The 26182-nt window shown below is 73.1% G+C and carries 27 protein-coding genes and 1 riboswitch; of the genes, 13 read left to right on the forward strand and 14 right to left on the reverse strand.

Features of this window, described 5'->3' with window-relative positions; all coding sequences use genetic code 11:
* Positions 1 to 110: 110 nt before the first annotated feature.
* The 6 genes from AB0435_RS11505 to AB0435_RS11530 all read right to left on the reverse strand — a co-directional run bounded on the left by AB0435_RS11505 (position 111) and on the right by AB0435_RS11530 (position 4888).
* Positions 111 to 908, reverse strand: a complete 798-nt coding sequence (locus AB0435_RS11505) for an urease accessory protein UreD (protein ID WP_366002589.1) — start codon at positions 906 to 908, stop codon at positions 111 to 113.
* Entirely contained in the window at positions 905 to 1603 is a 699-nt protein-coding gene (gene ureG / locus AB0435_RS11510) for an urease accessory protein UreG (RefSeq protein WP_366002590.1), read from the reverse strand. Before ureG ends, AB0435_RS11505 begins: the two co-directional genes overlap by 4 nt.
* Positions 1604 to 1854: 251 nt before the next feature.
* Entirely contained in the window at positions 1855 to 2547 is a 693-nt protein-coding gene (locus AB0435_RS11515; RefSeq protein WP_366002591.1) for an urease accessory UreF family protein, read from the reverse strand.
* A complete protein-coding gene (locus AB0435_RS11520; RefSeq protein WP_366002592.1) occupies positions 2547 to 4268 on the reverse strand; it encodes an urease subunit alpha in 1722 nt (573 codons plus the stop codon). Before AB0435_RS11520 ends, AB0435_RS11515 begins: the two co-directional genes overlap by 1 nt.
* Positions 4261 to 4572 carry an urease subunit beta gene (locus AB0435_RS11525; protein ID WP_366002593.1) on the reverse strand — a complete coding sequence of 104 codons (312 nt, stop codon included), beginning with the start codon at positions 4570 to 4572 and terminating at the stop codon, positions 4261 to 4263. Before AB0435_RS11525 ends, AB0435_RS11520 begins: the two co-directional genes overlap by 8 nt.
* A 13-nt stretch (positions 4573 to 4585) precedes the next feature.
* Positions 4586 to 4888 (reverse strand): urease subunit gamma, encoded by a 303-nt coding sequence (locus tag AB0435_RS11530; protein ID WP_366002594.1) that lies wholly within the window; start codon positions 4886 to 4888, stop codon positions 4586 to 4588.
* Positions 4889 to 5663: 775 nt separating this feature from the next.
* Positions 5664 to 5861: riboswitch (cyclic di-AMP (ydaO/yuaA leader) on the forward strand.
* A gap of 4 nt (positions 5862 to 5865) precedes the next feature.
* On the opposite strand from AB0435_RS11530, the gene AB0435_RS11535 reads away from it, so the two are divergent.
* Complete coding sequence (locus AB0435_RS11535) at positions 5866 to 6336, forward strand: C40 family peptidase (protein ID WP_366002595.1); 471 nt, start codon at positions 5866 to 5868, stop codon at positions 6334 to 6336.
* Positions 6337 to 6415: 79 nt separating this feature from the next.
* Here the strand turns inward: AB0435_RS11535 and AB0435_RS11540 are convergent, their stop codons facing one another.
* Positions 6416 to 6856 (reverse strand): ATP-binding protein, encoded by a 441-nt coding sequence (locus tag AB0435_RS11540; RefSeq protein ID WP_366002596.1) that lies wholly within the window; start codon positions 6854 to 6856, stop codon positions 6416 to 6418.
* Between the two features lie 241 nt (positions 6857 to 7097).
* On the opposite strand from AB0435_RS11540, the gene AB0435_RS11545 reads away from it, so the two are divergent.
* Together AB0435_RS11545 and AB0435_RS11550 are read left to right on the forward strand one after the other, a co-directional pair.
* On the forward strand, positions 7098 to 7967 hold the full coding sequence (locus tag AB0435_RS11545; protein WP_366002597.1) for a helix-turn-helix transcriptional regulator: 870 nt from the start codon (positions 7098 to 7100) through the stop codon (positions 7965 to 7967).
* Between the two features lie 9 nt (positions 7968 to 7976).
* Positions 7977 to 8222 (forward strand): DUF397 domain-containing protein, encoded by a 246-nt coding sequence (locus AB0435_RS11550; RefSeq protein ID WP_366002598.1) that lies wholly within the window; start codon positions 7977 to 7979, stop codon positions 8220 to 8222.
* A 4-nt stretch (positions 8223 to 8226) separates the two neighbouring features.
* Here AB0435_RS11550 and AB0435_RS11555 read toward each other — a convergent pair whose 3' ends face one another.
* Positions 8227 to 9378, reverse strand: coding sequence for an 8-amino-7-oxononanoate synthase (locus AB0435_RS11555; RefSeq protein ID WP_366426770.1), 1152 nt, complete (start codon positions 9376 to 9378; stop codon positions 8227 to 8229).
* Positions 9379 to 9578: 200 nt separating this feature from the next.
* On the opposite strand from AB0435_RS11555, the gene bioB reads away from it, so the two are divergent.
* From bioB to AB0435_RS11595, 8 genes are all read left to right on the forward strand, one after another.
* On the forward strand, positions 9579 to 10805 hold the full coding sequence (gene bioB / locus AB0435_RS11560; RefSeq protein WP_366002600.1) for a biotin synthase BioB: 1227 nt from the start codon (positions 9579 to 9581) through the stop codon (positions 10803 to 10805).
* Positions 10798 to 12102 (forward strand): adenosylmethionine--8-amino-7-oxononanoate transaminase, encoded by a 1305-nt coding sequence (locus AB0435_RS11565; RefSeq protein WP_366426771.1) that lies wholly within the window; start codon positions 10798 to 10800, stop codon positions 12100 to 12102. The genes bioB and AB0435_RS11565 overlap by 8 nt, the downstream gene beginning before the upstream one ends.
* A 46-nt stretch (positions 12103 to 12148) precedes the next feature.
* Complete coding sequence (gene bioD, locus AB0435_RS11570) at positions 12149 to 12865, forward strand: dethiobiotin synthase (protein WP_366426772.1); 717 nt, start codon at positions 12149 to 12151, stop codon at positions 12863 to 12865.
* Positions 12866 to 13126: 261 nt separating this feature from the next.
* Positions 13127 to 13831 (forward strand): class I SAM-dependent methyltransferase, encoded by a 705-nt coding sequence (locus tag AB0435_RS11575; RefSeq protein ID WP_366002603.1) that lies wholly within the window; start codon positions 13127 to 13129, stop codon positions 13829 to 13831.
* A 69-nt stretch (positions 13832 to 13900) separates the two neighbouring features.
* Positions 13901 to 14779: a TIGR03621 family F420-dependent LLM class oxidoreductase gene (locus AB0435_RS11580; protein ID WP_366426773.1), complete on the forward strand. Its 879-nt coding sequence runs from the start codon at positions 13901 to 13903 to the stop codon at positions 14777 to 14779.
* 195 nt (positions 14780 to 14974) lie between these two features.
* Complete coding sequence (locus AB0435_RS11585) at positions 14975 to 16318, forward strand: hemolysin family protein (RefSeq protein WP_366426774.1); 1344 nt, start codon at positions 14975 to 14977, stop codon at positions 16316 to 16318.
* The gene (locus tag AB0435_RS11590; RefSeq protein ID WP_366002606.1) at positions 16315 to 17328 is read left to right on the forward strand and encodes a hemolysin family protein; all 1014 of its coding nucleotides are present in this window, start codon (positions 16315 to 16317) and stop codon (positions 17326 to 17328) included. Before AB0435_RS11585 ends, AB0435_RS11590 begins: the two co-directional genes overlap by 4 nt.
* 196 nt (positions 17329 to 17524) lie before the next feature.
* The gene (locus AB0435_RS11595; RefSeq protein ID WP_366002607.1) at positions 17525 to 18331 is read left to right on the forward strand and encodes an SGNH/GDSL hydrolase family protein; all 807 of its coding nucleotides are present in this window, start codon (positions 17525 to 17527) and stop codon (positions 18329 to 18331) included.
* Between the two features lie 11 nt (positions 18332 to 18342).
* On the opposite strand, the gene AB0435_RS11600 is transcribed toward AB0435_RS11595, so the two are convergent.
* On the reverse strand, positions 18343 to 19173 hold the full coding sequence (locus tag AB0435_RS11600) for an alpha/beta hydrolase (protein WP_366002608.1): 831 nt from the start codon (positions 19171 to 19173) through the stop codon (positions 18343 to 18345).
* A 164-nt stretch (positions 19174 to 19337) separates the two neighbouring features.
* Here AB0435_RS11600 and AB0435_RS11605 point away from each other — a divergent pair, with 164 nt between their 5' ends.
* Positions 19338 to 20234 (forward strand): RNA polymerase sigma-70 factor, encoded by an 897-nt coding sequence (locus AB0435_RS11605; RefSeq protein WP_366426775.1) that lies wholly within the window; start codon positions 19338 to 19340, stop codon positions 20232 to 20234.
* 206 nt (positions 20235 to 20440) lie between these two features.
* Here AB0435_RS11605 and AB0435_RS11610 read toward each other — a convergent pair whose 3' ends face one another.
* Positions 20441 to 21220 (reverse strand): SDR family oxidoreductase, encoded by a 780-nt coding sequence (locus tag AB0435_RS11610; protein WP_366002609.1) that lies wholly within the window; start codon positions 21218 to 21220, stop codon positions 20441 to 20443.
* 174 nt (positions 21221 to 21394) lie between these two features.
* Here AB0435_RS11610 and AB0435_RS11615 point away from each other — a divergent pair, with 174 nt between their 5' ends.
* Entirely contained in the window at positions 21395 to 22135 is a 741-nt protein-coding gene (locus tag AB0435_RS11615; RefSeq protein ID WP_366002610.1) for a GntR family transcriptional regulator, read from the forward strand.
* Between the two features lie 18 nt (positions 22136 to 22153).
* Here the strand turns inward: AB0435_RS11615 and AB0435_RS11620 are convergent, their stop codons facing one another.
* From AB0435_RS11620 to purB, 4 genes are all read right to left on the reverse strand, one after another.
* On the reverse strand, positions 22154 to 23320 hold the full coding sequence (locus AB0435_RS11620) for an ROK family protein (protein WP_366002611.1): 1167 nt from the start codon (positions 23318 to 23320) through the stop codon (positions 22154 to 22156).
* Between the two features lie 187 nt (positions 23321 to 23507).
* Complete coding sequence (gene mug / locus AB0435_RS11625; RefSeq protein ID WP_366426776.1) at positions 23508 to 24014, reverse strand: G/U mismatch-specific DNA glycosylase; 507 nt, start codon at positions 24012 to 24014, stop codon at positions 23508 to 23510.
* Positions 24015 to 24050: 36 nt separating this feature from the next.
* A complete protein-coding gene (locus AB0435_RS11630; protein ID WP_366002613.1) occupies positions 24051 to 24476 on the reverse strand; it encodes an MscL family protein in 426 nt (141 codons plus the stop codon).
* 168 nt (positions 24477 to 24644) lie between these two features.
* A complete protein-coding gene (purB, locus tag AB0435_RS11635) occupies positions 24645 to 26087 on the reverse strand; it encodes an adenylosuccinate lyase (protein WP_366002614.1) in 1443 nt (480 codons plus the stop codon).
* Positions 26088 to 26182: the final 95 nt, after the last annotated feature.

The following is a 26182-nucleotide window of genomic DNA, read 5'->3' on the forward strand; positions in this document are numbered from 1 at the left end:
CCTTCCGTCTCCCTTGCCATAAAGGACAGGTTCCACAGGGGTTTCTTTACTAATCCGTAAGAATGACGACACAAAAGGCGCCACATGTGTCGCCGTTCACCCCCGTCGCATCAAATCGCCCGCATGGTGCGATCTGCCGTCAAGTCGCCTGCTTCCAGTGCTTTTCGGAGCTGGAGGCCGTCCGGGGCGACCGCGCACACCACGGCGGCCGGCCCGGCGAGCGGGGTGACGGCGGCCGTCGCGCCGAGCGGGCGCGGCTCCACCGGGGCGTCCTCGAAGGCCGGGTCGACGACGAGGAGTTGCCCCACGGCCCGGTGGCCGCCGAGCACCGCGCCGCCGTCCCAGCCGGGCGCCCCGGGCCCGTACGACAGCTCCTGGTCGAAGAGCGGGCGGCCGGCGCGGTGGACCGTCAGCCGTGCGGTCAGCCGGCCCGGCGGCTCGCCCGCGCGGCCGAGGATCTGCTCCTCGCGGAGCACCAGCCGCGCGGTCGGCGCGAGTTCGACCCGGGTGGTGCTGCGCAGGTCGCTGCCCCGGGCGGAGATCAGCGGCTCGGGCAGCCAGTGCAGCGTGGCCCCGTCGCCGACGCGGATCCGGGTGTCGTACGTGGCCGGCTCGCCCGTACGGCCGGGCAGGGCGATGGTCGCCGCCGTGGTGGAGAAGCGCAGGGCGGCGCCGTCCTCGATCTCGGCGGTGAGGGTGAGCCGGTCGCCGCCGAGGGGCGCGCTCATCGCGCCCACGAGGGCCACCCGCGCCTCGGGCCCGGACGCCCGGAGCCTGCGCAGCGCGAACGGACCCGCGCCGTCGAGGACGGGCAGGGCGGTGCCGCCCCTGCCGTCGGGGGTGGCGACGATCCGGGCGGCGGCCCGGACCCCCGCGGCGGGCTCGGGCCGTACGGGTGCGAGGGTCATCGGGATCCGGCGGTCCAGGTGGCGAGCTGCGCGCGTACCCAGTCGGCGACGGGACCGACGCCGCCCTCGGTGGCGAGGGAGGTGAAGGCGACGGGGAGTTCCCCGCGCTGGGCCTTGGCGTCGCGGGCCATGCCCGCCAGGTCGACGCCGACGTAGGGGGCGAGGTCGGTCTTGTTGACGACGAGCAGGTCGGCGGTGGTGACGCCGGGGCCGCCCTTGCGCGGGATGTCGTCGCCGCCCGCGACGTCGATGACGAAGATCTGCGCGTCGACGAGCCCCTTGGAGAAGGTGGCGGTGAGGTTGTCGCCGCCGGACTCGACGAGGATCAGGTCCAGCGGCCCGACCGCGTCCTCCAGGTCCTCGACGGCTTCGAGGTTGGCCGAGATGTCGTCACGGATCGCGGTGTGCGGGCAGGCGCCGGTCTCGACGGCCGTGATGCGCTCGGGCGGCAGCACGGCGTTGCGGAGCAGGAATTCGGCGTCCTCGCGGGTGTAGATGTCGTTGGTCACGACGGCGATGGACAGCCGGTCGCGCAGCTCACGGCAGAGCGCGGCGACGGTGGCGGTCTTCCCGGAACCGACGGGTCCGCCGAGGCCGATCCGCAGGGCGCGGCGCGAGCCGTCGCCGCGGAGCGGGTGGGCGGCGCTGTAGGTGTGGCGCTGGGGGTAGCCGGAGTCGTCGTGGTCCAGATGCATGGTTTCCCTCCCGGGAGGTCGGTGGTCGTCGTGCGGGTCGGTTCTGTCCCCCTGTCCCGCCCCTTGCCGGCCGCGTCTGATGTGCGGCGCAGCCGCGTGGGGGCTCCGCCGCGGACCCGCGGACCGCGCTTCGCCCGTCCGGCGATCGAGGACAAGCGGCGCAGCCGCTTCGGGGGGCCGGGGTCTCCCCCTCACGCGGTGGAGCCGCAGGTCGACACGGCCGGGAAGGGGCGGGACAGGGGAAATGCCCCCTACGTCGCGAACAGCCGCACCGGCCACGCCGCATGCACCTCCGCCGTGATGTCGAGCAGCGGTGCCGCGCACGCCGGAAGCGCGTCCAGCCCCTCGCCCGCCGCGTCGGCCGCCCGTGCCGCCACCGCGTCCAGCTCCGGTGCCAGCCGGGCCAGGACGCCCGTCGCCTCGAACGGATCGAGACCGAGCAGCCGTACGACCGCTGTCGCGGGCCCGCCGACCGACTCGTAGACGGCGGCGTACGCGGCGTCCAGCGGAGTCAGTCCGGCGGCGCGGGCGGCCAGCCCGAGCACGATCGGCTGGTGGGCGCCGCGCGGCCGGGCCGCGACCAGCGCTTCCAGCTCGGGCGAGGGCCACGTGGCCCGTACGGCACGGGTCATCTGGCGCCCGAGCCGGCGCGCGGCGGCGCGCAGGGCCGGTGAGGGTGTGCGGGCGTCGGCGGCCTCGTCGAGCGCGAGCGGGTCGAGGCCCGCGGCGGCCGCGGCGGCGAGCCCGGCCGCGGTGAGCCCCGCGGTGTGCAGCCGCCCCCGGCAGAACGCCTCCAGGGTGCCCGCATCCCGGACGCGGCCCGCCTTGACGGCGGCCTCGGCGCCGCCGGAGTGCGCGTGCCCTCCGGCGGGGAAGCGCCCGTCGGCGAGGACGAGCAGCGCGGCCCGCGAGCCCGACGGCGCACCGGTCTTCCCAGCTGTCATCAGAAGAGGAAGTAGCGCTGTGCCATGGGCAGTTCCGCCACCGGCTGTGGTTCGATCACGTCGCCGTCGACCGTGACGGTGAACGTGTCGGGGTCGACCTCCACCCGGGGGCGTGCGTCGTTGTTGCGCATGTCCGCCTTGGTGACGCCGCGCGTGCTGCGGATCGGGGTGAAGCGCTTGCCGAGGCCGAGCCGCTCGGGGAGGCCGTCGTCGAGGGCCCACTGGGTGACGAAGTTCAGGGAGTTGGCGGCGGGGGCGCGGCCCACGGCGCCGTACATGGGCCGCGGCAGGATCGGCTGCGGGGTGGGGATGGACGCATTCGCGTCGCCCATCTGCGCGTACGCGATCTGGCCGCCCTTGATGACGAGCAGCGGCTTGACGCCGAAGAACGCCGGTTCCCACAGCACGAGGTCGGCGAGCTTGCCGGTCTCGACGGAGCCGATCTCGTGGTCGAGGCCCTGCGCGACGGCCGGGTTGATGGTGTATTTGGCGACGTAGCGCCGGGCCCGCCGGTTGTCGGCGGCCCCGTCCCCCGGCAGGGCGCCGCGCCGCCGCTTCATCACGTGCGCCGTCTGCCAGGTGCGCAGCACGACCTCGCCGACGCGGCCCATCGCCTGGGAGTCGGAGGAGATGATCGAGATGGCGCCCAGGTCGTGCAGGACGTCCTCGGCGGCGATGGTGCCGGGCCTGATGCGGGACTCGGCGAAGGCGAGGTCCTCGGGCACGGCGGGGTTGAGGTGGTGACAGACCATCAGCATGTCGAGGTGTTCGTCGACGGTGTTGACGGTGTGCGGGCGGGTCGGGTTGGTGGAGCTGGGGAGGACGTTGGCCTCGGAGACGACGGTGATGATGTCGGGCGCGTGCCCGCCGCCCGCACCCTCGGTGTGGTACGCGTGGATGGAGCGCCCGGCGATCGCGGCGAGGGTGTCGCCGACGAAGCCCGCCTCGTTGAGCGTGTCGGTGTGGATGGCGAGCTGGGCGCCGCTCTCCTCGCACACGGACAGGCAGGCGTCGATGACGGCGGGGGTCGCGCCCCAGTCCTCGTGGATCTTGAAGCCGACGGCCCCGGCGCGCAGTTGGGCGCGCATGGAGTCGTAGGAGACGGTGTTGCCCTTGCCGAGGAAGCCGACGTTCAGCGGGTAGCCCTCCATCGCCTCGAACATCCGGGCGAGGTGCCAGGAGCCGGGGGTGATGGTGGTGGCCTTGCTGCCCTCCGCCGGGCCGGTGCCGCCGCCGACGAGCGTGGTGACGCCGGAGGCGAGGGCCTCGTCCGCGATCTGCGGGCAGATGAAGTGGACGTGGGCGTCGACGGCCCCGGCGGTGAGGATCCTGCCGTTCCCCGCGATGATCTCGGTCTCGGGGCCGATGACGAGGTCGGGGTGGACGCCGTCCATGGTGTCGGGGTTGCCGGCCTTGCCGATGCCGGTGATGCGGCCGTCGCGGATGCCGATGTCGGCCTTGACGACGCCCCAGTGGTCGAGGACGACGGCGCCGGTGATGACGGTGTCGGGGGCGCCGTCGGCGCGGGTCGCGCGGGACTGGCCCATGGACTCCCGGATGACCTTGCCGCCGCCGAAGACCGCTTCGTCCCCGGCGTGTCCGGGGCCGCCGCTGCGGTCCTCCTCGATCTCGACGAGGAGGTCGGTGTCGGCGAGGCGGATACGGTCCCCCGCCGTGGGGCCGAACAGATCGGCGTACGCGGCCCGGCTGAGCTCAGTCATCGAGCGGTCCCCCGCACTCGCCGCGCAGCCCCTCGACGACGCGCTTGCCGGCGATCGGCACCAGGCCGACCTCGACGGGGATGCCGGGCTCGAAGCGCACGGCGGTGCCGGCGGCGATGTCGAGCCGCTTGCCGCGGGCGGCGGCGCGGTCGAAGTCGAGGCCGGGGTTGGCCTCGGCGAAGTGGTAGTGCGAGCCGACCTGCACGGGCCGGTCGGCGGCGTTGAGCACGGTGAGGCGGGTGCGGTGGAGCCCCTGGTTGAGGGGGACGGGGGCGTCGGCGAGCAGGAACTCTCCGGGAATCATGGCGGTCTTCCCTTCAGCCGATGGGCTCGTGCACGGTGACGAGCTTGGTGCCGTCCGGGAAGGTGGCCTCCACCTGGACCTCGTGGATCATCTCGGGTATGCCGCTCATCACTTCGGCGCGGCCGAGCACCTTGCGCCCGGAGGACATCAGCTCGGCGACGGTCCGGCCGTCGCGGGCGCCTTCGAGGACGTGCACGGTGATCAGGGCCACCGCCTCGGGGTGGTTGAGCAGCACCCCACGGGCCCGGCGCTTCTCGGCTACGTCGGCGGCCACATGGAGAAGCAGGCGTTCCTGCTCATGCGGGGAGAGTTGCATGCGTCCACCTCACTGACGAACCAGTCCCCCTAGCGGAACCCAACGGGGGCACACAAGAGTTCTACAACCTTTGACCTGGGGTTCTTCATCGGACAGCCAGGGATTGCAGATTAGAGCGGAAGGTTTTCCAACGCGTTAACTGACTCTTTGCGCATCCATGGCCAGAGGGGTCGCACGGGACCGGAGAGGCCGGAGGGACGGATCCGGCGATCCGGGCCGGGACCGCGTGCCGCTGCCGTCTGCATCTACTGGATCTTCTGGGCCGGATCACTCCGCCGCACCCTCATGACACGTACGACGGGCTACGGGCGCCGCAGACCGCGCGCGTCGCCCGCGCGGGACCGCGCGAAGCCCTCGCAGCCGCGTTCGAGGGCGGTGGGCGGGAGTTGCCCGGGAGCAGCCTGGCGCGCCCGGTGCCGGTCCGGGCCGGGGCGCGACGGGCGCGTCGGGGCGCGGTCCCGCTCGCACTCCCGCCCGCGCCCATGGATCACGGGTCGGCGGGCGAATAAACACCGCTCCCCCAGACGCCGGACGGTGTCGTAGACGACGCGCGGTGATCGATTTCAACCGGGCGAGCACGCCGCGCCGGAGCGGTGCCGCGGGCCCCCAGGCCAGGGGCTCAACAGGGGTTCGCCGAAACGGACAATCCCCGTCGTGTCCAGCGGAATTGCCCGGGAGTGAGCAGCCTCACATACCTCTGGTTCCGCTCGGAATCCGTACCTGGGCTGCGCCAAGATCCGGTCGACGACAAGACCCCGCCATCCCGGCGGGGCGGTCCAGGCGGACGCCGAACCCCGCCGCTGTCTGGATGCCGGGTCGACCGAACGCACCGGTGGGGATGGAGGACCCGAGCACGGTGGGACGACCAAGAGTAGTGCGGTCGGCCCTTGGGGTGAAGCCGTTGACACGGCCGGGCATCTTCGCCTGCCCGAACCCGACAGGTCATCCTTCACAGGCGGCTGACGAAGGGTTGGCACATGGGCGCGCACAAACGTCCGTCAATGATGTCCAGGGCCGGCGCGGCCTCCGCGCTCACGCTCGCCGCCGTCGGCGCCACGGTGCTGGTGCCGGGCGGCGCGACGGGAGCCGAGGCATCGACCGTCGCCACCAACGCACTGCACATCGCGGCCTCGAAACAGGGTTCCCCCTATCAGTGGGGCGCGACCGGCCCTTACCGCTTCGACTGCTCGGGCCTGACCCTCTACTCCTTCAAGCGGGCCGGGAAGAGCCTGCCCCGCACCGCCGCCGAGCAGTACAACCGGACCACCCACATCCCCCGCGCCGCCCGCGAAGCCGGCGACCTGGTGTTCTTCGTCTCCGGCCAGGGCATCTACCACGTCGGGATATACGCGGGCGACGGCAGGATCTGGCACGCGCCCAAGACGGGTGCGGTGGTCCGCCTGGAGCGGATCTGGACGAACAACGTCCGCTACGGCCGGGTGGACTGACCCGCCGGCACACACAGCGAAAGGCGGCCGCGACGCCGCACCGGGGCCCCGCACGCCGTGCGGGGCCCCGGCCCCGCCCTCACCGTTCGGCGCTGAGGGCGGGCACGGTCCAGGGCATCGAGATCCACACGGTCTTGCCGCCGTCCGGGTTCGGGGTGAAGAAGACCCTTCCCCCGCGCTCCGCGGTGAGGCAGCGGATGATGACCAGGCCCCGCCCGTTGTCCTGCTGGACGGCGGCGGGCAGTCTGCGGGGGAAGCGCGGGTGGCTGTCGGTGACCCCGATCCGCAGCTGCCGGTCGAGTTCGAGCCGGACCTCGACGGTGAAGGTGGGCGACTGGCCGCGGGTGTGCTGCACGGCGTTGGTGGCGAGCTCGGAGACGATCAGCCGGATGGTCTCGGCGGCTTCCGTGCCGCCCGGCAGCCCCCAGTCCGCGAGCACGCCGGCCACATAGCGGCGTGCGGTGGAGACCGAGGCGGGGGCGCTCGGCAGGGTGACGGTGGCTTCTTGATGATCTGCCATGGCGCTGTCCCTTTCCCGCCGGGAGCGGACTCCGACGCAATGCGTCGTGAAGTCGAGAGCGCTTCCGGACGGCTCTGTCCGACAGCCTGCCACCGGAAATGGGGGTGATGCGGGCGATCCCCCAGTATCTGCATATATCTGTCGCTCGAAGCGGTGAACTCTACGACGAGCGACCGGATTCCGGCGGCACAGTGGTCTATTGACAAGAAACACCATGTTCATCACAGGCGGAGGCAGGGCTATGCGAAACGGACCCGCGGTGCGCCGCCGCAAACTCGGTGGCGAGCTGCGCCGCCAGCGCGAACTCGCCGGACTGACCAGCCTGGAGGCCGCGCACGCGGTGGGCTGGCACCAGTCGAAGGTCAGCCGCATCGAGACGGGCAGCAGTGGCGTGAAGTCCTCGGACGTCGCGCTGCTGCTGGACGCCTACGGTGTGTCGGACCCCGAACTGCGCGCGCTGCTGGGAGCACTGTGCGGCGCGGGCACCGCCGATGCGGAGGGCGCCCGCCGGGGCTGGTGGTACGCCTACCGCAATCTGCTGCCCCCGGCGTATCTCGACTTCATCAGCCTGGAATCGGAGGCGTCACGGTTACGCACCCTGGAGACGACGGTCGTGCCGGGCCTCCTCCAGACTCCTGCTTATGCCCGTGCGGTGACCCGTGCGGCGCTCAACGACCCGCCGCCGGAACAGGTGGAGAAGCTGGTACGGGTGCGCATGGCACGGCAGTCGGTGCTGGGCGGCGACAGTCCGCTGGAGTTGTGTGCCGTGCTGGACGAGGCTGTGCTCCGCCACCAGGTCGGTGGACGGGAGGTCATGGCCGGGCAGTTGAGGCATCTGGTGGAAACGGGTGCGCAGCGTCATGTGCGGCTGCATGTACTGCCGTTCTCCAGGAGCGGCCATATTGGCATCACCGGGCCTTTTGTTATTTTCTCATTTCCGCGCATTGCTGATCTGGACGTGGTTGTTCTCGACCATTTGACGAGTAGCCTCTACCTCGAGCGGAAAGAAGACCTCCGGGCGTACGCCGAGGCATTCACCACGCTGCGGGCGCACGCCCTCTCGCACGAGAACTCGCTGGATTTCATCGCCGGGATCAACGACGGCGCGTAAGGAGGCACCATGTCCGCAATGCCTCGGTACGTACCTTCCCCTTCGGCCCTGTGCGGCGCAGTGTGGCGACGCAGCAGCTACAGCACCGGAATGAACAACTGCGTGGAGACGGCCGGCCTGGCCCCCGGGCTCCTGGCCGTGCGCGACTCGAAGAACACCGCCCTGTCCGCCTTGTTGCTCTCCTCCGCCGCCTGGTCCTCCTTCGTCGGAGGACTGCGCGACGGCTCCCTCCGTCCCCCCGACCGTACGACGTGAGCCGTCAGGCGGCCGGTGCGGTCCGTACGACCGTGCCGGCCGCCTCCTCGACCTGCCGGTCCGACAGGTCCGCGCGGGCGGTCAGCCTCAGCCGCGAGACGCCGTCGGGCACGGACGGCGGCCGGAAGCAGCCGACCGCGAGCCCGGCCTCCCGGCAGTCGGCCGCCCAGCGCACCGCCGCCTCGGGGGACGGCGCCCGTACGGACACCACCGCCGCGTCGGGCCGTACGGCTTCGAGGCCCGCGGCCGTCACCCCGCGGTGCAGCTCGCGGGCGACGTGCCGGACGCGCGCCGCGCGCTGCGGCTCGCGGCGCAGCACTCCGAGGCTCGCCAGGGCCGCGCCCACGGCCGCCGGGGCGAGGCCGGTGTCGAAGATGAAGGTGCGGGCGTTGCTGACGAGGTGCCTGATCACCCGGGCCGGGCCGAGGACCGCACCGCCCTGGCTGCCCAGCGACTTCGACAGGGTGACGGTGGCGACGACGTCCTCCGCGCCGGCGAGTCCCGCCGCGTGCACGGCCCCGCGGCCGCCCTCGCCGAGGACGCCCAGGCCGTGCGCGTCGTCCACGAGCAGGGCCGCGCCGTGCGCCCGGCAGGCGTCGGCGAGCTCGGCCAGCGGGGCGGCGTCGCCGTCGACGGAGAAGACGGAGTCGGTGACGGCCAGCGCGCGGCCGCCGTGGGCGTCGAGCGTCTTGCGGACCGCTTCCGGATCGGCGTGCGGGACCACCGCGGTCCCTGCCCGGGCGAGCCGGCAGCCGTCGATGAGCGAGGCGTGGTTGCCGGCGTCGGAGACCACGAGGGTCGCGTGGTCGGCGGGTCCGGTGAGGGCGGTGACGGCGGCGAGGTTGGCCGCGTAGCCCGAGGAGAACACCAGGGCCGCCTCGAACCCGCAGAAGGCGGCCAGTTCCTCCTCAAGCCGGGCGTGCAGCGCGGTGCTGCCGGTGACCAGTCGCGAACCGGTCGCCCCCGCGCCCCACCGCAGCGCGGCCTCGGCCGCGGCCGCGGTGACCTCCGGGTGCCGGGTGAGCCCCAGATAGTCGTTGCCCGCCAGGTCGACCAGCGGCGAATCGGCGGGGCGCGGACGCAGGTCCCGCACCAGACCGGCGGCGAGGCGGCGCTCGTGGTGCCGGTCGATCCAGTCGAACGGGTCCTGGGGCATCGGCCGTCCTTGTCGTTTCCGTGGTGGGGCGACGGGGGGTGGGAGCACAGCGCTGCCCAGGGCCCCGCTTTGTATGCAGTGCATAGAACGTAGTCCCCGTCGCGCCTGGTCAGGGTGTGGCAATACACACACCTCAAAAGGCGGCTGTTGTGCGATATCTCCATTGGCCCGGGGCGGTGCGGTGCGTAAGGATCTCGGCCATGGACCTGCTGAACACGCTGGTGGACAAGGGGCTGCGGCGGGAGCTGCCGACCCGTGAAGAGGCGCTCGCCGTACTGGCGACCTCCGACGACGAACTGCTCGATGTGGTGGCCGCGGCGGGCAAGGTGCGCCGCAAGTGGTTCGGGCGCCGGGTGAAGCTGAACTATCTGGTCAACCTCAAGTCCGGGCTCTGCCCCGAGGACTGCTCGTACTGCTCGCAACGGCTCGGCTCCACGGCCGGGATCCTGAAGTACACCTGGCTGAAGCCGGAGGAGGCGTCGCAGGCGGCGGCCGCCGGTGTCGCGGGCGGCGCGAAGCGCGTCTGCCTGGTGGCCAGCGGGCGCGGGCCGACGGACCGGGACGTGGAGCGGGTCACCCGCACCATCGAGGCGATCAAGGAGCAGAACGAGGACGTCGAGGTGTGCGCCTGCCTCGGGCTGCTCTCCGCCGGTCAGGCGGAGCGGCTGCGCGCCGCGGGTGCCGATGCCTACAACCACAACCTCAACACCTCCGAGGCCACGTACGGCGACATCACCACGACGCACACCTACGCCGACCGCGTGGAGACCGTGCAGCAGGCGCAGGCGGCGGGCATGTCCGCGTGCTCCGGGCTGATCGCGGGCATGGGAGAGACCGACGCCGACCTCGTCGACGTGGTGTTCTCCCTGCGGGAGCTGGACCCGGACTCGGTGCCGGTCAACTTCCTCATCCCCTTCGAGGGGACGCCGCTGGCGAAGGAGTGGAACCTCACCCCGCAGCGCGCGCTGCGGATCCTGGCGATGGTGCGGTTCGTCTGCCCGGACGTGGAGGTCCGGCTGGCGGGCGGCCGCGAGGTGCACCTGCGCTCGATGCAGCCGCTGGCGCTGCACCTGGCCAACTCGATCTTCCTCGGCGACTATCTGACCAGTGAGGGCCAGGAGGGCAAGGCCGACCTGGCGATGATCGAGGACGCGGGCTTCGAGGTGGAGGGCACGGACACCACGACCCTGCCCGAGCACCGCGCCGACGCCCTGGCCGGCGGCTGCGGCGGGCACGGCGGTGGCGGCTGCGGGCCGTGCGGGGACGGCGGCGCCGAGGCTCCTGCGGCTCCCGAGGTAGCCGCCCTTGAGACGGAAGCCCTTGAGACGGAGGCAGCGGTTCCGGTCGGTGCCCCGGGCGAGGTGCGCCCGGAGCTGGTCGCCGTACGCCGCCGGGGCGCGGGGACGGATCTGCCGCCCAATGCCTGAGCCCCTCGCCTCCGGGGAACTGCTCGCCCTCGACCGGCAGCACGTCTGGCACCCGTACGGCCCGATGCCGGGCCGTCAGGAGCCGCTGATCGTCGCTTCCGCGTCGGGGGTGCGGCTGCGGCTCGCCGAACCGGCCCACGGCAGGGACGAGTTGATCGACGGGATGTCGTCGTGGTGGTCCGCCGTCCACGGCTACAACCACCCCGTGCTCAACGCGGCCGCGACGGAACAGCTGGGCCGGATGAGCCACGTGATGTTCGGCGGGCTCACCCATGAGCCCGCCGTGCGGCTCGCGGCCCGCCTGGTGGAGATCACTCCCGAAGGCCTCGAACACGTCTTCCTCGCCGACTCCGGTTCGGTGTCGGTCGAGGTGGCCGTCAAGATGTGCCTCCAGTTCTGGCGCTCGGCGGGACGGCCGGAGAAGCACCGGCTGATGACGTGGCGCGGCGGCTACCACGGGGACACCTGGCAGCCGATGGCCGTGTGCGACCCGGACGGCGGGATGCACGAGCTGTGGTCGGGGGCGCTGCCCCGGCAGGTGTTCGCGGACGCGCCGCCGCACGACTACGACACGGACGCCGTGGACGCCTACTCGGCGCACCTGCGGGAGGTCCTCGCGCGCCACGCGCACGAGCTCGCCGCCGTGATCGTGGAGCCGGTGGTGCAGGGCGCGGGCGGGATGCGCTTCCACGACCCGGTGTATCTGCGGGTGCTGCGCGAGGCGTGCGACGAGCACGGTGTGCTGCTGGTCCTGGACGAGATCGCCACCGGCTTCGGCCGTACGGGCAGGCTCTTCGCGGCCGGGCATGCGGGGATCACCCCCGATGTGATGTGCCTGGGCAAGGCGCTGACCGGCGGCTATCTCACGATGGCCGCGACCTTGTGCACGGCACGGGTCGCGGAGGGCATCTCCGGGGGCGAGGTCCCGGTGCTGGCCCACGGCCCGACGTTCATGGGCAACCCGCTGGCGGCGGCCGTCGCGTGCGCGTCCATCGACCTGCTGCTGTCCCAGGACTGGCAGACGGAGGTCAAGCGCATCGAATCCGCCCTGCGCGACGGCCTCGCCGACGCGGTCGCGCTGCCCTCGGTACGGGACGTCCGGGTGCTCGGCGCGATCGGCGTGGTCGAGCTGGACCACGAGGTCGACATGGCGGCGGCGACCCGCGCTGCGGTCGGCGAGGGCGTGTGGCTCCGCCCGTTCCGGAACCTCATCTACACGATGCCCCCGTATGTGACGGGTGACGAGGACGTGGCCCGGATCTGCGCGGCGGTGTGCGCCGCCGCGCGGGTCGCGTAGCCGGGCCGCGGACACCCCTGGGGCACCCCGAAAAGAAGTGGAAGACATGACAGTTCTCGTCGTCACAGGCACCGACACCGAGGTCGGCAAGACCGTCGTCACCGCGGCCGTCGCGGCCGCGGCGACGGCCGCGCACCGGACCGTCGCCGTGCTCAAGCCCGCCCAGACCGGCGTCACCCCGGACGAGCCCGGTGACATCGCGGAGGTGCAGCGGCTCGCCGGTCCGGTGACGGGCCGCGAACTCGCCCGATTCCCCGACCCGTTGGCCCCCGGGACCGCCGCCCGCCGCGCGGGCCGGGCGCCCGTGCGGCCGCGCGAGGCCGAGCGGGCCGCGGCCCGTCTGGCGGCCGACCACGACCTGGTCCTGGTCGAGGGCGCGGGCGGGCTGCTCGTCCGGTTCGACGAGGCCGGTTCGACACTGGCGGACGTGGCGGGCCTGCTGGCCGCCCCCGTGCTGCTCGTGGCACGGGCCGGGCTGGGCACGCTCAACGTCACCGCGCTCACCGCGGAGGCGCTGCGCGCCCGCGGCCTGCGCTGTCAGGGTGTCGTGATCGGCAGTTGGCCCGCGGACCCCGGCCTGGCGGCCCGCTGCAACCTCGCGGACCTCCCCGAGGCGGCGGGCGCGCCACTGCTGGGCGCGATCCCGGAGGGCGCGGGCGCGCTGCCGCCCGCGGAGTTCCGCGCCGCGGCGACCGGCTGGCTGGCACCGGAGCTGAACGGCACGTGGGCCGGGCCGGCGGGCCTTGTGGCCGGGCGCGGGTAGTTGTCGTCCGCACCACCGCTGCGCGGCGGTGTCCTCAATCGCCGGACAGGCTTGAGTCGGCTGATGCAGGTGCGCATTCAGCCCGTCCGGCGTTTGAGGACGTGCCCGCAGGGCACTCCCGCCGCAGGCGGCGACAGACCCGCACCGAACGAACAATCCACACCCATGACACCGGTACACCGGACACACCGGGAATGGTGCGGGTGCGCCTGGCGGGGGAAGAATCGCGATAACCGCCGTATCCCCGGGAAGGGGTGTGCCATGTCGCTCCGGTCCACCACGACGCCGCACGACTCCGTGCACCATCCGGTGTTCGCCCGGTACTACGCGAAGCTCAGCCCGCTCCTCGACGAACGCGCCGGCATCGCCGCGCACCGGCGGGAGCTGCTGGCCGGGCTGTCGGGGCGGGTGATCGAGATCGGCGCGGGCAACGGCCTGAACTTCGCGCACTACCCGAACACGGTCTCCGAGGTGGTGGCGATCGAGCCGGAACGGCTGCTGCGCAGACGCGCGGTGGACGCCGCGGTCCGCGCGGGCGTCCCGGTCGACGTCGTGCCGGGGGCGGCGGAGGCGCTGCCGGTCAAGAGCGAGGCGTTCGACGCGGCGGTGGCGTCGCTGGTGCTGTGTTCGGTACGGGATGTGCGGCGGGCGCTCGCGGAGTTGCGGCGGGTCCTGCGGCCGGGCGGTGAGCTGCGGTTCTTCGAGCACGGCCGGGCGGAGGGGCCGGTGCTGGGGACGGTGCAGCGGGTGCTGGACGCCACGGTCTGGCCGGTGCTCTTCGGCGGCTGTCACACGGCACGGGATCCGCTGGCGGCGATCGAGGCGGCGGGCTTCGAGCTCGGGGCGTACCGCCGGCTGAACGTCCCGGCGGCCCGGGTGCCGAACCCGGTCTCCCCCTGTGTGCTGGGAGTGGCCCGGCGCCCGGCCGAGCCGGACGGGCCCGGCGGCGCTCCCCGGATCCGGTGACAGGCCCGGGATATTAAGCGGAGTCAGCCTCCGGTAAGGTCGGCGCGAAGAACGATCAAGGGGGCCTTCATGACACGTCCGTTCCGTTTCGCCGTCAACATGCTCTCGCCCGGCTCCGCCGCCGAGTGGCGCGAGAAGTGCCGCCGGGCCGAGTCCCTGGGGTACGACGTCATCCTCGTACCCGACCACCTCGGCATGCCCGCGCCGTTCCCCTCGCTGGTCGCGGCGGCGGAGGCGACCGAGCGGCCACGCCTGGGCACCTTCGTGCTCAACGCCGGGCTGTGGAACCCCACCCTGCTCGCGCGCGAGGTGGCGACCACCGACCAGCTCACGGGCGGGCGCCTGGAGCTGGGACTGGGCGCGGGCCATGTGAAGGAGGAGCACGACAGGGCGGGCCTGCCGTTCGGCTCGCCGCGCGAGCGCGTGGACCACCTGGAGCACACGGTCACCGAGCTGACCCGGCTGCTGGGCGACCCGGAGCACGTACCGCGGCCCGCGCGGGCACCGCGCCCGCCGCTGCTGCTCGGCGGCAACGGCAAGCGCGTGCTGCGGCTGGCCGCGCGGCACGCCGACATCGCGGCGTTCACCGGGGCGAGCACGAACGCGTCCGGTGACCTGGTGCTGATGAGCCCGGCCGTCATGGACGAGCGGATGGCCGTCTACCACGAGTTCGCCGCCGGCCGCGAGACGCCCGCCGAGCTGAACTACCTGGCGCAGATCGTGGCCGTCGGCGCGGACCGCCGGGCCACGGCACGCAAGCTGGGCGAGCACGCCCCGGACCTCACCGAGGACGAGCTGCTGGAGCACCCGGCGCTGCTGGCGGGCTCGGTCAAGGACATCGCGGACCAGGTGCGCGGCCACCGCGAGCGGTTCGGCTTCACCTACTTCACCGTCCTGGAGGCGAACATGGAGGCGTTCGCCCCCGTCATGGAGGAGCTGCGCGCCTGACGGCCGCACCGGCCCAGGGGTGCGGTCCCGCGCCCCTGGACCACCGACCGCTTTGCTCATCCTTTACCATGGATGGTCACCCGTATCTTCACTTCTCGAAAGGTGTGAGCGTCCGTCCATGGGCGAGCCTCCCAGTAGCCGACATCGCGCGATCCTCACCACCCTGCCCGATCATGGGACGGAGGTGTGGAACCGATGATGGAAGTGCTGCTCCTGGCAGTGGCCCTGCTGCTGACGCTGGCGTGCGCCGTCTTCGTCGCGGCGGAGTTCTCGCTCACCACCGTCGAGCGCGGGGAGCTGGAGCGGGCCGCCGAGCAGGGCGACCGCGGCGCGCAGAGCGCGCTCAAGGCCGTACGCACCCTGACCTTCCAGCTCTCCGGCGCCCAGCTCGGGATCACCGTCACCGGGCTGATCATCGGCATGATCTCCAAGCCCTCGATCGCGGCGCTGCTCACCGGCCCCGTCGAGGCGCTCGGCCTGTCCCGGGCCGCGGCCTCCTCGGCCGCCCTGGTGCTCGGCACCGTGCTCTCCACGGTCGTGCTCATGGTGGTCGGCGAGCTGATCCCCAAGAACTGGGCGATCTCGCGCCCGCTCCCGATGGCCAAGAAGGTCGCCGGGCCGCAGCGCGCGTTCAGCGCCGCCTTCCGCCCGCTGATCCGGCACCTCAACAACACCGCGAACCGCGCCCTGCACCGGATGGGCCTGGAGCCCGCCGAGGAACTGGCCTCCGCGCGCGGCCCGCAGGAGCTCGCCGCGCTCGCCCGCCACTCCGCCAAGGAAGGCGCTCTGGAGGCCGACACCGCCGAGCTGTTCATCCGGACGCTCAACCTCGCCGAGCTGACCGCGGAGAACGTGATGACCCCCCGCGTGCAGGTCACGGCGCTGGACTCGCACGCCACCGTCGAGGACGTCGTGAACGCCACCCGGGCCACCGGCCTCTCGCGCTTCCCCGTCTACCGCGGCAGCCTCGACGCCGTCATCGGCACCGCCCACGTCAAGGACGTCCTGGCGATACCGGCGGAGCAGCGCCGCCACCACCCCGTCACCGCGACGCTGCGCGAGCCGCTGCTCGTCCCCACGTCGCTGACCGTGGACCGGCTGCTGGACCGGCTGTCGGGCCGGCGCACCATGGCCGTCGTCATCGACGAGTACGGCGGCACGGCCGGCGTGGTCACCCTGGAGGACATCGTGGAGGAGGTCGTCGGCGAGGTCCGTGACGAGCACGACCCCGACGAGCTGCCCGACCTGGCCCCGGCCGGCACGGACGGCGAGGGACGGCGGCTGTACGACGCGGACGGCGCGGTGCGCACCGACCAGCTGGAGATCATCGGGCTGCGGGCGCCGGACGGCCCGTACGAGACCCTCGCCGGACTCGTCGCCACCGAGCTCGGCCGGATCCCGGCCGCGGGCGACACCGTCGAGATCGCGGGCTGGCGGATCGACGTGGCCGACGCCGCGGGCCGACGCGCGGCCCGGGTCCGGCTGACGGCCCCGGCCCCCGGGAACGGCCGCCCCACCGGTGAGGAGGCGGGCCGATGACCGTCGTCCAGCTGCTCATCGGTCTGGCGACCCTCGTCGTCAACGCCTTCTTCGTGGGCGCCGAGTTCGCGCTCATCTCCGTGCGCCGCAGCCAGATCGAGCCGTACGCCGACCAGGGCGACCGGCGGGCCCGCAGCGTGCTGTGGGGTCTGCGGCACATCTCGGCCCTGATGGCCGCCGCCCAGCTCGGCATCACACTGTGCACCCTGGTCCTCGGCGTGGTCGCCGAACCGGCCATCGCCCACCTGATGGAGCCGGTCTTCCACGCCGTCGGACTGCCAAGCGAGCTGATCCACGTGGCGTCGTTCGTCATCGCGCTGGCCGTGGCGACCTATCTCCACATGCTCTTCGGCGAGATGGTCCCGAAGAACATCGCGCTCGCCGAGCCGGTGCGGACCGCCCTGCTCCTCGGCCCGCCGCTGGTGGCCCTGGCGCGGGCGCTGCGCCCGGTGGTCTTCACCATCAACTCGCTCGCGAACGCGGCCCTGAAGCTGATGCGGGTCGAGCCGAAGGACGAGGTCGCGGCGACCTACTCCGACGACCAGCTGGCCCGGATCGTCGCCGACTCCAGCGCGGCGGGGCTGCTCGACGAGCGGGCGACCGAACGCCTGCGGGACGCCCTGGAGCTGGGCAAGCGCCCGGTCAAGGACGTGGTCACCCCCGTCGAGCAGGTGATCTCCGCCCCGCTGGGGGTCACGCCCGAGGAGCTGGAGCGGCTCTCCGCGCAGTCCGGCTTCTCCCGCTTCCCGGTGCTCGACGACTCCGGCCGGCTCATCGGCTATCTGCACGTGAAGGACGCGCTGGACGTCACCCCGCGCGACCAGCCGTTCCCCGTGCGGCGGATGCGGCGGATCGCGACGGTCCGGGCGGCGACCCCGCTCGACGACGTGATCACGACGATGAGCGGCACCGGCACCCACCTCGCCGCGGTCACCGGCGACGACGACCTGCCGGTGGGACTGGTGACCTTGGAGGACGTGCTCCGCGAGCTGGTCGGACAGCGGCCGTAGGGCTCGCGCGGCCGGGACGGGCAGGCGCCGCGGGTGGACGATCACCTGCGGCACCTGCCCGTCCCGCCGCAGGGCGTGGCGGACCCGCACATGACCACCCGGACGCTCCCCCAGGGGCGCTCCCGCCGCAGGTGGCGACGGGGAAGTACCCGGCGACGAGCGGCACAGCGCAGCGGCCCGGTAGGATCGCCGCGCCATGCAGATGAATGCCATGTACACCAGCTTTGTCGCGGTCGGCGACTCCTTCACCGAGGGGATGTCCGACCGGCTCCCCGACGGCTCGTACCGCGGCTGGGCCGATCTCCTCGCGGCACGCCTGGCCGCCCGTACGCCCGGCGGCCTGCGCTACGCCAATCTGGCCGTGCGCGGGAAGCTCATCGGCCAGATAGCCGACGAGCAGGCGCCCGCCGCCGCGGCCATGGGCGCCGACCTGGCGACCCTGGTCGGCGGCCTCAACGACGTGCTGCGCCCGAAGTGCGACGTCGATCTCGTGTGCGCCCGGCTGGCCGAGGCCGTGGAGCGGATCGCGCCGGCCTGCGGGCAACTGGTGCTGATGCGCAGCCCCGGGCGGCACGGTCCGGTGCTGGAGCGGTTCCGGCCGCGCATGGAGCACCTCTTCGGCTTCATCGACGAGCTCGCCGAGAAGCACGGCGCGCTGGTGGTGGACCTCTTCGGGACGGCAGTGCTGGGCGATCCGCGGATGTGGGCGGAGGACCGGCTGCACCTCAACGCGGAGGGGCACCGGCGGGTGGCCGAGGCCGTCTGGCAGGCGCTCGGCCACGAACCGGAGCTCGACTGGCGCGCTCCGCTCCCGCCCTTCGTCCGGCCGGGCTGGACCGCCCGCCGCACCTCCGACGCGCGGTTCGCCCGCGAGCACCTGCTCCCGTGGATCGGCCGCCGTCTGACGGGCCGTTCGTCGGGCGACGGACGGGTGGGCGCGCACTTCGACGCCGCCACGGGACGGGCCCAGCCGGTGCTCCTCGACCCGCCCGCGCGGGGCTGACGGCCCCGCGCTCAGCGGGACGCGTCGAGGATGACGCGGGCGACCAGTGCCGGGTCGTCGTTCATGGGCACATGGCCGCAGCCGGACAGCCGCAGCAGCCGGGCGCCCGGTATCACCTTCTTGGCGCGGATGCCCTGCCGGGGCACCAACAGCCGGTCCTTGCTGCCCCAGGCGATGGTCACCGGGATGTCGGACACCTCGTGGTCGAACCGCACCGTGCGGCCCGCCTCCAGGGTCGCGGCGAAACCGGTGGCCTCGCGCAGGGCGCGCGCCTCGGCGATCACGGCGTCGGGTGAACGGCGCGCGGGCCGGGCGTAGATGGGACCGACCATCACCGCCCGGCCGGCGGCCGTACGGGCCAGCCGGGCCGCGAGCCGCGGGGGCATGGTGACGGCACCGCGGCGCATCTGGCGCAGCACCGCGAAGGCGTACCGGCGCTCGGTCTCGTTCCAGAACCCGGCGGGAGAGATCGCCGTGACGGAGCGCACGAGCTTCTCGTGGCCGAGCTGGAGGGCGAGCAGCCCGCCGAGGGAGTTGCCCACGACGTGCGGCCGGTCCAGGCCCAGGGTCTCGAAGAGCGCGGCCAGGACGGGGGTCACGCCCTGGAGGTCGTAGCGGATCCCGTCGGGCAGGCCGGGCGAGCGGCCGAAGCCCGGCAGGTCGACGGCGATGACGTCGCGCTCGGCGGCGAGTATGCCCGCGACCGGGTCCCACACCTGGAGGTGGTGACCGATGCCGTGCAGCAGGACGAGGGGTTCCCCGCCGCCGAGCCGTTCGTAGGACACCTCGGCGGTCCGCTCTCCGGCGGGGGTGTCGATGGGGAAGGCGACCGTGTCGGCCATGGTGCGACTCCTCGTCATCCACGGGGCAGTGCAGGGGTATTGAGACAGGATGTCAGCAAGGATTACCGCTGGGTAGACCCCGGCGGCCCGGGGCCGCGGCGCGGGTGAGGGGACTCATCGGGTCAGGGGACTCATATGGACAACCGCGCCCGGGTCACGGTGGGATGGGCGCTGTGACCGCACCCGACCCCGCCCTCGACGCCTTCGAGGAACACCGCGGCATCCTGACCGGCGTGGCCTACCGCATGCTGGGCCGCGTCGCGGACGCCGAGGACGTCGTGCAGGAGGCGTGGCTGCGCTGGTCCCGCGCCGACCGCGAGGAGGTGCGCGACGCCCGCGGCTTCCTGGTGCGCGTCACCACGCGGCTGGCCATCGACCGGCTGCGCCAGGCGCGGACCCGGCGCGAGAGCTACGTCGGCCCGTGGCTGCCGGAGCCGGTCGCGACGGACTTCGGGGCCACCGTCCCGGACACCGCCGAGCGGGCCGTGCTCGCCGATTCCGTCTCGCTGGGCATGCTGGTCGTCCTGGAGTCCCTCTCGCCGCTGGAGCGCGCGGTGTTCGTGCTCCGCGAGGCGTTCGCCTTCCCCTATCAGGAGATCGCCGCCGTGCTCGACCGCTCGGAGGCGGCCGTGCGGCAGCTCGCCGGGCGGGCGCGCCGCCATGTCGACGAGGGCAGACCGCGGTTCCCGGTGGACCCCGTCCAACAGCGGGACCTCACCGAGAAGTTCCTCGCCGCCGCCACCGGCGGGAGCATCGAGGACCTGCTGGCGCTGCTCGCCCCCGACGTGCGGCTCGTCGGCGACAGCGGCGGGAAGCCCAAGGCCCCGCTGCGGGTGCTGGAGAGCGCCGACAAGGTGGGGCGCTTCCTCTTCGCGGTGGCCCGGAAGGGCGTGCCCGAGCCGGAGATCCTCTTCCTGGAACTCAACGGCGGGCCGGCACTGCTCGTCCTCTCCGCGGGCCGGCCGGACACCGCCCTCAGCATCGAGCTGTCCGACGACGGCCGTATCGGGGCCGTCTACATCCAACGCAACCCGGACAAACTGGCGGGGCTGGCGCCGTAACGTCCGCAGGGGGCACCCGGGCCGGTGGGTCGTTGCCAAACTGCGGGCCGCTTCCCTCCCCTAGAGGCGCCCCCCAACGGGCTGAATTGCACACCCACATCAGCCACATCCAGCCCGTCCGGCGATTGAGGACACCGCCGCGCAGCGGTGGTGCGCAGACGACACCACCCGCACCCGACCACAAGACCCGCCGGGCAAGCGCCAGCTCAGTGCACGGAAAAGCCGCCGTCGACGAAGATCGACTGCCCCGTGACATAGGCGGAGGAGCGGCTCGCGAGGAAGACCGCCGCGCCGGCGAAGTCCTCGGCCAGGCCGTTGCGTCCGGTCATCGTGCGCGCCGCGAGCGCCGCCACCTTCTCGGGGTCGGAGGACAGCCGTTCGTTGAGCGGGGTCATCACGAAGCCCGGCACGAGGGTGTTGCAGGTGACGCCGTACGGGGACCAGGCCTCGGCCTGTGAACGGGCCAGCGATTCCAGCGCACCCTTGGACACCCCGTAGGCACCGCTCTGCACGAACGCCCGGTGTGCCTGCTGGGAGGTGATGTGGATGATCCGGCCGAAGCCCCGCTCGGCCATGCCGGGCCCGAACCGCTCCCCCAGCAGGTACGGCGCCTCCAGGTTCACCGCCATCGTGGTGTCCCACACGTCCTCGCCCAGCTCGCCCATCGGCGGGCGCAGGTTGATCCCGGCGCTGTTGACGAGGATGTCGGGTTCGCCGAACACCGCGGCCGCTTCCTCCGCCGCCCCGCGCACGCCGTCGCGGGTGCCCAGGTCGGCGCTCACCCAGGCCGCCCGGCAGCCGTCGGCCGCCAACTCGTCCACAGTGGCGGCCAGCTCGGCCTCCCGGCGGGCCACGACCACGACGCTCGCCCCGGCGCGCGCGAGCGCCCCGGTGACGGCCCGGCCGATGCCGGAACTGCCCCCGGTCACCACCGCGACCCGGCCGTCCAGCGAGAAGAGTTCGGAGAGATACGCCTGCGGGGTCATGCCCGCACCCTAGACGGCGGTCCCGCGCGGGCACCGCCCGGGTGGGGGCCACCGGCCCGGTCGGACAATCGCGCCATTGGTCTTGACCAAGTCTGCGCGCCGCCTTATGGTCGCAGGCATACTGCAACAACCTTTAATAAAGAAGCGCGCGAAAAGCCTTTGCGGAGGATCAGGGTGGGGACCACGCAGCTGGACACGGTGCCGGAGCCGAAGTACTGGCACCTGAAGACCGTGCTCACCGACGCACTCGACTCCGAGTTCGCGGTGGGCGAGATCCTGCCGAACGAGCGTGAGCTCGCGGCCCGCTTCGGTGTCGCGCGGGCCACGCTCCGCCAGGCCCTCGAACAGCTGGAGATGGAAGGGCGCCTCCAGCGCCGCCGCGGCGTCGGCACCACCGTCGCCCCGCCCCGCATGGGCGTCTCCGTCGGCGACACCGACCACTCCTGGCCCGGCGCCGGCCCGGACGCCTGGCTCGCCGTCGACTGCGTGGAGGCGGTCCCGCCCGCGGCCGTCGCCCGCCATCTGGACACCCGCGGCGGGGAGTTGGTGCACACCGTCCGCCGCACCCGTCGCACCCACGGGCAGCCCGTGGCGGCCGAGTTGCTGTACGTCCCGGTGAGCAGCGTGCCGGGGCTCACCGGCATCGACGCGCCCGCGGGCGCGGCCCGTGCCCGCGCGGTGCTCCGGGAGCTCCAGCGCCTGGAGCTCGACGGCCAGGACCAGGCGGTGGAGCTCGGCTCCGCCCGCGCCGACGACGCCAAGCAGCTCGACCGGCTGCCGGGCGCGCCCGTCCTCGTCGTCACCACCCGCTATTTCACGGCGGGCCGTACGGGGGCGGTGGCGGTGGCCACCTACCGTGCGGACACCTGCCGGCTCACCTTCGGCGACTCGGGGATGCAGCTGCTGGCCGGCTGACGCCGGTCGCGGCCCGCCTCACCGCCGCGCCGTCACCGTGCTCTCGACCGCGAACAGTTGCTCCTCCACGTGGTCGAGCGCCAGCCGCAGCGCGCCCGTCGCCACCGCGGCCTCGCCCAGCAGCGACTGCACGACCCGTGGCGGGCGCAGGCAGTAGCGGGCGAGCTCGGCGCGCAGGGGTTCCAGGACGCCGTTCAGCCCGGCGGCCCAGCCGCCCACCACGACGAGCTCCGGGTCGAGGGCGAGCACCAGGGCGGCCACGTCGTGCACGAGCCGCCGCATGAACCGGTCGACGGCGGCACCGGCCCGCTCGTCGCCCTCCCGCGCCAGCGTGAACACCCGCGCCACCTGCGCCTCGTCCAGCGGGTGCAGGGGTTCGCCCGTGGTGGACAGCACCACTTCGGGGGTCGCCTCCCGGCCCAGCAGGTGCAGTGCGCCGATCTCCCCGGCCGCGCCGCCGTACCCCCGGTGGAGCCGGCCGCCGATCAGCGACCCGGCGCCCGGACTCAGCCCGGCGAGCACGAACACCACGTCGTCGGAGGCGGTGGCCGCGCCCTTCCAGTGCTCGGCCACGGCGGCGGCGTTGGCGTCGTTCTCGACCAGCACCGGGCAGCGGAACGAGCGCTGGAGCCGCTCCCCGAGGGGCAGTCCGGTCCAGCCCGGCAGGGCGGTCCCCAGCCGTACGGTCCCGTCGGCCTCCACGATGCCGGGGCTGGCCACGCCGACCGCCCGGAGCCTGCTGCGGGGCACGCCCGAGCGTTCCAGCAGGTCGGCGACCACGACCCGTACGCACCCCAGGCGCTCGTCCGCCGAGGCGGTCACCGCGACGTCGAGGGACGCCGAGCCCATGACCCGCCCGCCGAGGTCGGCCATCAGGGCGGCGATCCGGTGCGGGCCGATCTCGATGCCCATCAGGTGGCCGGCCTCCACGCGGAAGCGGAAGCGGCGCGCCGGGCGGCCCTGGCGCCGGGCCTCGCCCTCCTCGGCGGGCACCTCCACCACCAGGCCGGATTCCATCAGCCCCTCGACCACGCCCTCGACGGTCGGCCGGGACAGGCCCGTCACCTTGGTCAGGTCGGTGAGCGTGGGGGAGCCGGGTGGCGCCGCCGCGCGCAGCGCGTGCAGCACCACGGCCGAATTGATCCGCCGCAGCAGAGACGGATCCCCGCCGGTGAGCCGCCCCAACGTGCCGCCTCCTCGCTTTGCGTGCCCTTTGCTGTCGGGTCGGATGGTATCCGGTGCGGAGGAGACCGGCGAGCCTCGGGACCTCACCCGGGGGCCGGCGCCCCCGTGCCGCCGCCCCCGGCAGTCGGTGGCGGGTGTTCCGTGGCGGCCCGGGCGGCGGGCGGCGCGGCTCCCGGATCCCGTCGTGTCAGACGGGGAGCTCCGTCGCCGCGCGCAGCCGCTCGAATTCCTCGGTCATCTTCGGGAGCGGCCAGTGGGCGTTGAGGCCGCTGGGGTTGGGGAGGGCCCAGATGCGTGTGGCGCCGATCGTCCGGTCCTGCGGGCCGATCCTGGCGCGCTTGTCGTCGAAGGCGACGCGGTACGCGGTGATGCCGACGACGGCCAGCCAGCGCGGCCGCAGCCGGGTGACCTTGTCGACGAGGACGCGCCCGCCTTCGCGGAACTCCTCGTCGCCGATCTCGTCGGCCCGTGCGGAGGGGCGCGCCACGACGTTGGTGATGCCCAGCCCGTACGTCAGCAGTTCGTCCTGCTCGGCGGGGGCGAGGCGGCGGGGGGTGAAGCCGGAGAGGTGGAGTACGGGCCAGAAGCGGTTGCCGGGGCGGGCGAAGTGGTGGCCTGTGGCCTCGGACATGAGGCCGGGGTTTATGCCGCAGAACAGGACGCGGAGGTCCTCCGCGACGACATCGGGTACCACCAGGCGTCCCCTCCCTTTCGGCGAATCGGCGAAACCCTATACCGGGGGCTGGTCCGTGCCGCAGTGCAGGCACTTCCGGGCGCGCTCGGGAAGGTCCTCGGAGAGGCAGGCCGGGCAGGTCTTGAGCGGTCCCGGCTCGCCGAAGACGACCAGTCCGCGCCGGGCCTGGACGTGCTTGTAGGGGATGACGATGAGGAAGTAGACGACGGCCATGAAGATCAGGAAGTACACGAGGGCGGAGAGGAAGGCGCCGAGGTCGAGGTAGGTGGCGCGGTTGCCGGTCCGGCCGAGCTGCCAGCCGAGGCCCATGGAGTGGCCGCCCTGGGCGCGCGTGATGATCGGGTTGATCACGAAGTCGGTGAACGCCTTGATGAGCGTGCTCATCGCGAGGGCGATAATCAGTCCCACGGCGACGGTGACGATGTCACCGCGCATGATGAAGTTCTTGAATCCCTTGAGCACGGCCGTCTCCTAGCGTCGGGCATCCGATGAGACCACGCAGAACGGTACATTCAGGACTTCCTCCTCCGGTGGTACGGCGCGGCCGACCCAAGAACGCCGACCGCCCGTGGCGGTGTCCCCACGAGGGAGGACACCGCCACGGGCGGTCAGAGACAGGATGCGCCGGTGCTAGAGGATCGACCCCGGCGCGTACGCGGCGGCCTCCGGGTGCCGCTTGGCGATCTCCTCGATGCGGGCGACGACCAGGGCGACCTGGTCGGCGGCGGCACCGCTGAAGGACAGCTTGTCGGCCATCAGGGCGTCCAGGCCCGCCCGGTCCAGCGGAATGCGGTCGTCGGCGGCGAGCTTGTCGAGCAGCTCGTTGCGCTCGGCGCCCTGCTCGCGCATGGCCAGCGCGGAGGCCACGGCGTGCTCCTTGATGGCCTCGTGCGCGACCTCGCGGCCGACCCCGGCGCGCACCGCGGCCATCAGGACCTTGGTGGTGGCGAGGAAGGGGAGGTAGCGGTCCAGCTCGCGGGCGACGACCGCGGGGAAGGCGCCGAACTCGTCGAGGACCGTCAGGAACGTCTCCAGCAGGCCGTCGAGCGCGAAGAACGCGTCCGGCAGCGCGACGCGGCGCACCACCGAGCAGGAGACGTCGCCCTCGTTCCACTGGTCGCCCGCCAGCTCGCCGGTCATCGAGGCGTAGCCGCGCAGGATGACCATGAGGCCGTTGACGCGCTCGCAGGAGCGGGTGTTCATCTTGTGCGGCATCGCGGACGAACCGACCTGGCCGGGCTTGAAGCCCTCGGTCACCAGCTCGTGGCCGGCCATCAGCCGGATCGTCTTGGCCAGCGAGGAGGGGGCCGCGGCCAGCTGCACCAGCGCGGTGACGACGTCGTAGTCGAGGGAGCGCGGGTACACCTGGCCGACGGAGGTGAAGGCCTGTGCGAAGCCGAGGTGGCCCGCGATCCGGCGCTCCAGCTCGTCCAGCTTCGCGGCGTCGCCGCCGAGCAGGTCGAGCATGTCCTGGGCGGTGCCGACCGGGCCCTTGATGCCGCGCAGCGGATAGCGGCCGAGCAGCTCCTCCAGCCGGCCGTAGGCGACGAGCAGCTCGTCGGCCGTGGTCGCGAAGCGCTTGCCGAGGGTGGTGGCCTGGGCGGCGACGTTGTGCGAGCGGCCCGCCATGACCAGCTCGGCGTGCTCGCCGGCCAGCTTGCCCAGCCGGGCCAGCACGGCGACGGCGCGGTCGCGGACGAGCTCCAGCGAGAGCCGGATCTGGAGCTGCTCGACGTTCTCCGTGAGGTCGCGGGACGTCATGCCCTTGTGGACGTGCTCGTGGCCGGCGAGGGCGTTGAACTCCTCGATCCGGGCCTTCACGTCGTGGCGGGTGACCTTCTCGCGCTCGGCGATCGAGGCCAGGTCCACCTGCTCCAGGACCCGCTCGTAGTCGGCGAGGGCGGCGTCCGGCACCTCGATACCCAGGTCCTTCTGGGCGCGGAGCACGGCCAGCCAGAGCTTCCGCTCCAGGGTGACCTTGTACTCGGGGGACCACAGGACGGCGAGCTCGGCGGAGGCGTAGCGGCCGGCGAGGACGTTGGGAATGCGGGGCTTCAAAGACGCAGCTGTCACACGACCAGAGTCTACTGGCGGTTCGCGCAGGCCAGCGCCCCGGCTCCGTTCGTGCGTTGCTACGAAGGAGGCCGTGGGCATGCCGCGGCGGCGCG

It is taken from the genome of Streptomyces sp. NPDC051173 (assembly GCF_040689515.1).
Classification (GTDB): domain Bacteria; phylum Actinomycetota; class Actinomycetes; order Streptomycetales; family Streptomycetaceae; genus Streptomyces.

What these genes read in the sequence shown, in the direction of transcription:
- AB0435_RS11505 (WP_366002589.1), bottom strand. Translation starts at nt 908, where the DNA reads ATGACCCTCGCACCCGTACGGCCCGAGCCCGCCGCGGGGGTCCGGGCC.
- ureG (WP_366002590.1), bottom strand. Translation starts at nt 1,603, where the DNA reads ATGCATCTGGACCACGACGACTCCGGCTACCCCCAGCGCCACACCTAC.
- AB0435_RS11515 (WP_366002591.1), bottom strand. Translation starts at nt 2,547, where the DNA reads ATGACAGCTGGGAAGACCGGTGCGCCGTCGGGCTCGCGGGCCGCGCTG.
- AB0435_RS11520 (WP_366002592.1), bottom strand. Translation starts at nt 4,268, where the DNA reads ATGACTGAGCTCAGCCGGGCCGCGTACGCCGATCTGTTCGGCCCCACG.
- AB0435_RS11525 (WP_366002593.1), bottom strand. Translation starts at nt 4,572, where the DNA reads ATGATTCCCGGAGAGTTCCTGCTCGCCGACGCCCCCGTCCCCCTCAAC.
- AB0435_RS11530 (WP_366002594.1), bottom strand. Translation starts at nt 4,888, where the DNA reads ATGCAACTCTCCCCGCATGAGCAGGAACGCCTGCTTCTCCATGTGGCC.
- AB0435_RS11535 (WP_366002595.1), top strand. Translation starts at nt 5,866, where the DNA reads ATGGGCGCGCACAAACGTCCGTCAATGATGTCCAGGGCCGGCGCGGCC.
- AB0435_RS11540 (WP_366002596.1), bottom strand. Translation starts at nt 6,856, where the DNA reads ATGGCAGATCATCAAGAAGCCACCGTCACCCTGCCGAGCGCCCCCGCC.
- AB0435_RS11545 (WP_366002597.1), top strand. Translation starts at nt 7,098, where the DNA reads ATGCGAAACGGACCCGCGGTGCGCCGCCGCAAACTCGGTGGCGAGCTG.
- AB0435_RS11550 (WP_366002598.1), top strand. Translation starts at nt 7,977, where the DNA reads ATGTCCGCAATGCCTCGGTACGTACCTTCCCCTTCGGCCCTGTGCGGC.
- AB0435_RS11555 (WP_366426770.1), bottom strand. Translation starts at nt 9,378, where the DNA reads ATGCCCCAGGACCCGTTCGACTGGATCGACCGGCACCACGAGCGCCGC.
- bioB (WP_366002600.1), top strand. Translation starts at nt 9,579, where the DNA reads ATGGACCTGCTGAACACGCTGGTGGACAAGGGGCTGCGGCGGGAGCTG.
- AB0435_RS11565 (WP_366426771.1), top strand. Translation starts at nt 10,798, where the DNA reads ATGCCTGAGCCCCTCGCCTCCGGGGAACTGCTCGCCCTCGACCGGCAG.
- bioD (WP_366426772.1), top strand. Translation starts at nt 12,149, where the DNA reads ATGACAGTTCTCGTCGTCACAGGCACCGACACCGAGGTCGGCAAGACC.
- AB0435_RS11575 (WP_366002603.1), top strand. Translation starts at nt 13,127, where the DNA reads ATGTCGCTCCGGTCCACCACGACGCCGCACGACTCCGTGCACCATCCG.
- AB0435_RS11580 (WP_366426773.1), top strand. Translation starts at nt 13,901, where the DNA reads ATGACACGTCCGTTCCGTTTCGCCGTCAACATGCTCTCGCCCGGCTCC.
- AB0435_RS11585 (WP_366426774.1), top strand. Translation starts at nt 14,975, where the DNA reads ATGATGGAAGTGCTGCTCCTGGCAGTGGCCCTGCTGCTGACGCTGGCG.
- AB0435_RS11590 (WP_366002606.1), top strand. Translation starts at nt 16,315, where the DNA reads ATGACCGTCGTCCAGCTGCTCATCGGTCTGGCGACCCTCGTCGTCAAC.
- AB0435_RS11595 (WP_366002607.1), top strand. Translation starts at nt 17,525, where the DNA reads ATGCAGATGAATGCCATGTACACCAGCTTTGTCGCGGTCGGCGACTCC.
- AB0435_RS11600 (WP_366002608.1), bottom strand. Translation starts at nt 19,173, where the DNA reads ATGGCCGACACGGTCGCCTTCCCCATCGACACCCCCGCCGGAGAGCGG.
- AB0435_RS11605 (WP_366426775.1), top strand. Translation starts at nt 19,338, where the DNA reads ATGGGCGCTGTGACCGCACCCGACCCCGCCCTCGACGCCTTCGAGGAA.
- AB0435_RS11610 (WP_366002609.1), bottom strand. Translation starts at nt 21,220, where the DNA reads ATGACCCCGCAGGCGTATCTCTCCGAACTCTTCTCGCTGGACGGCCGG.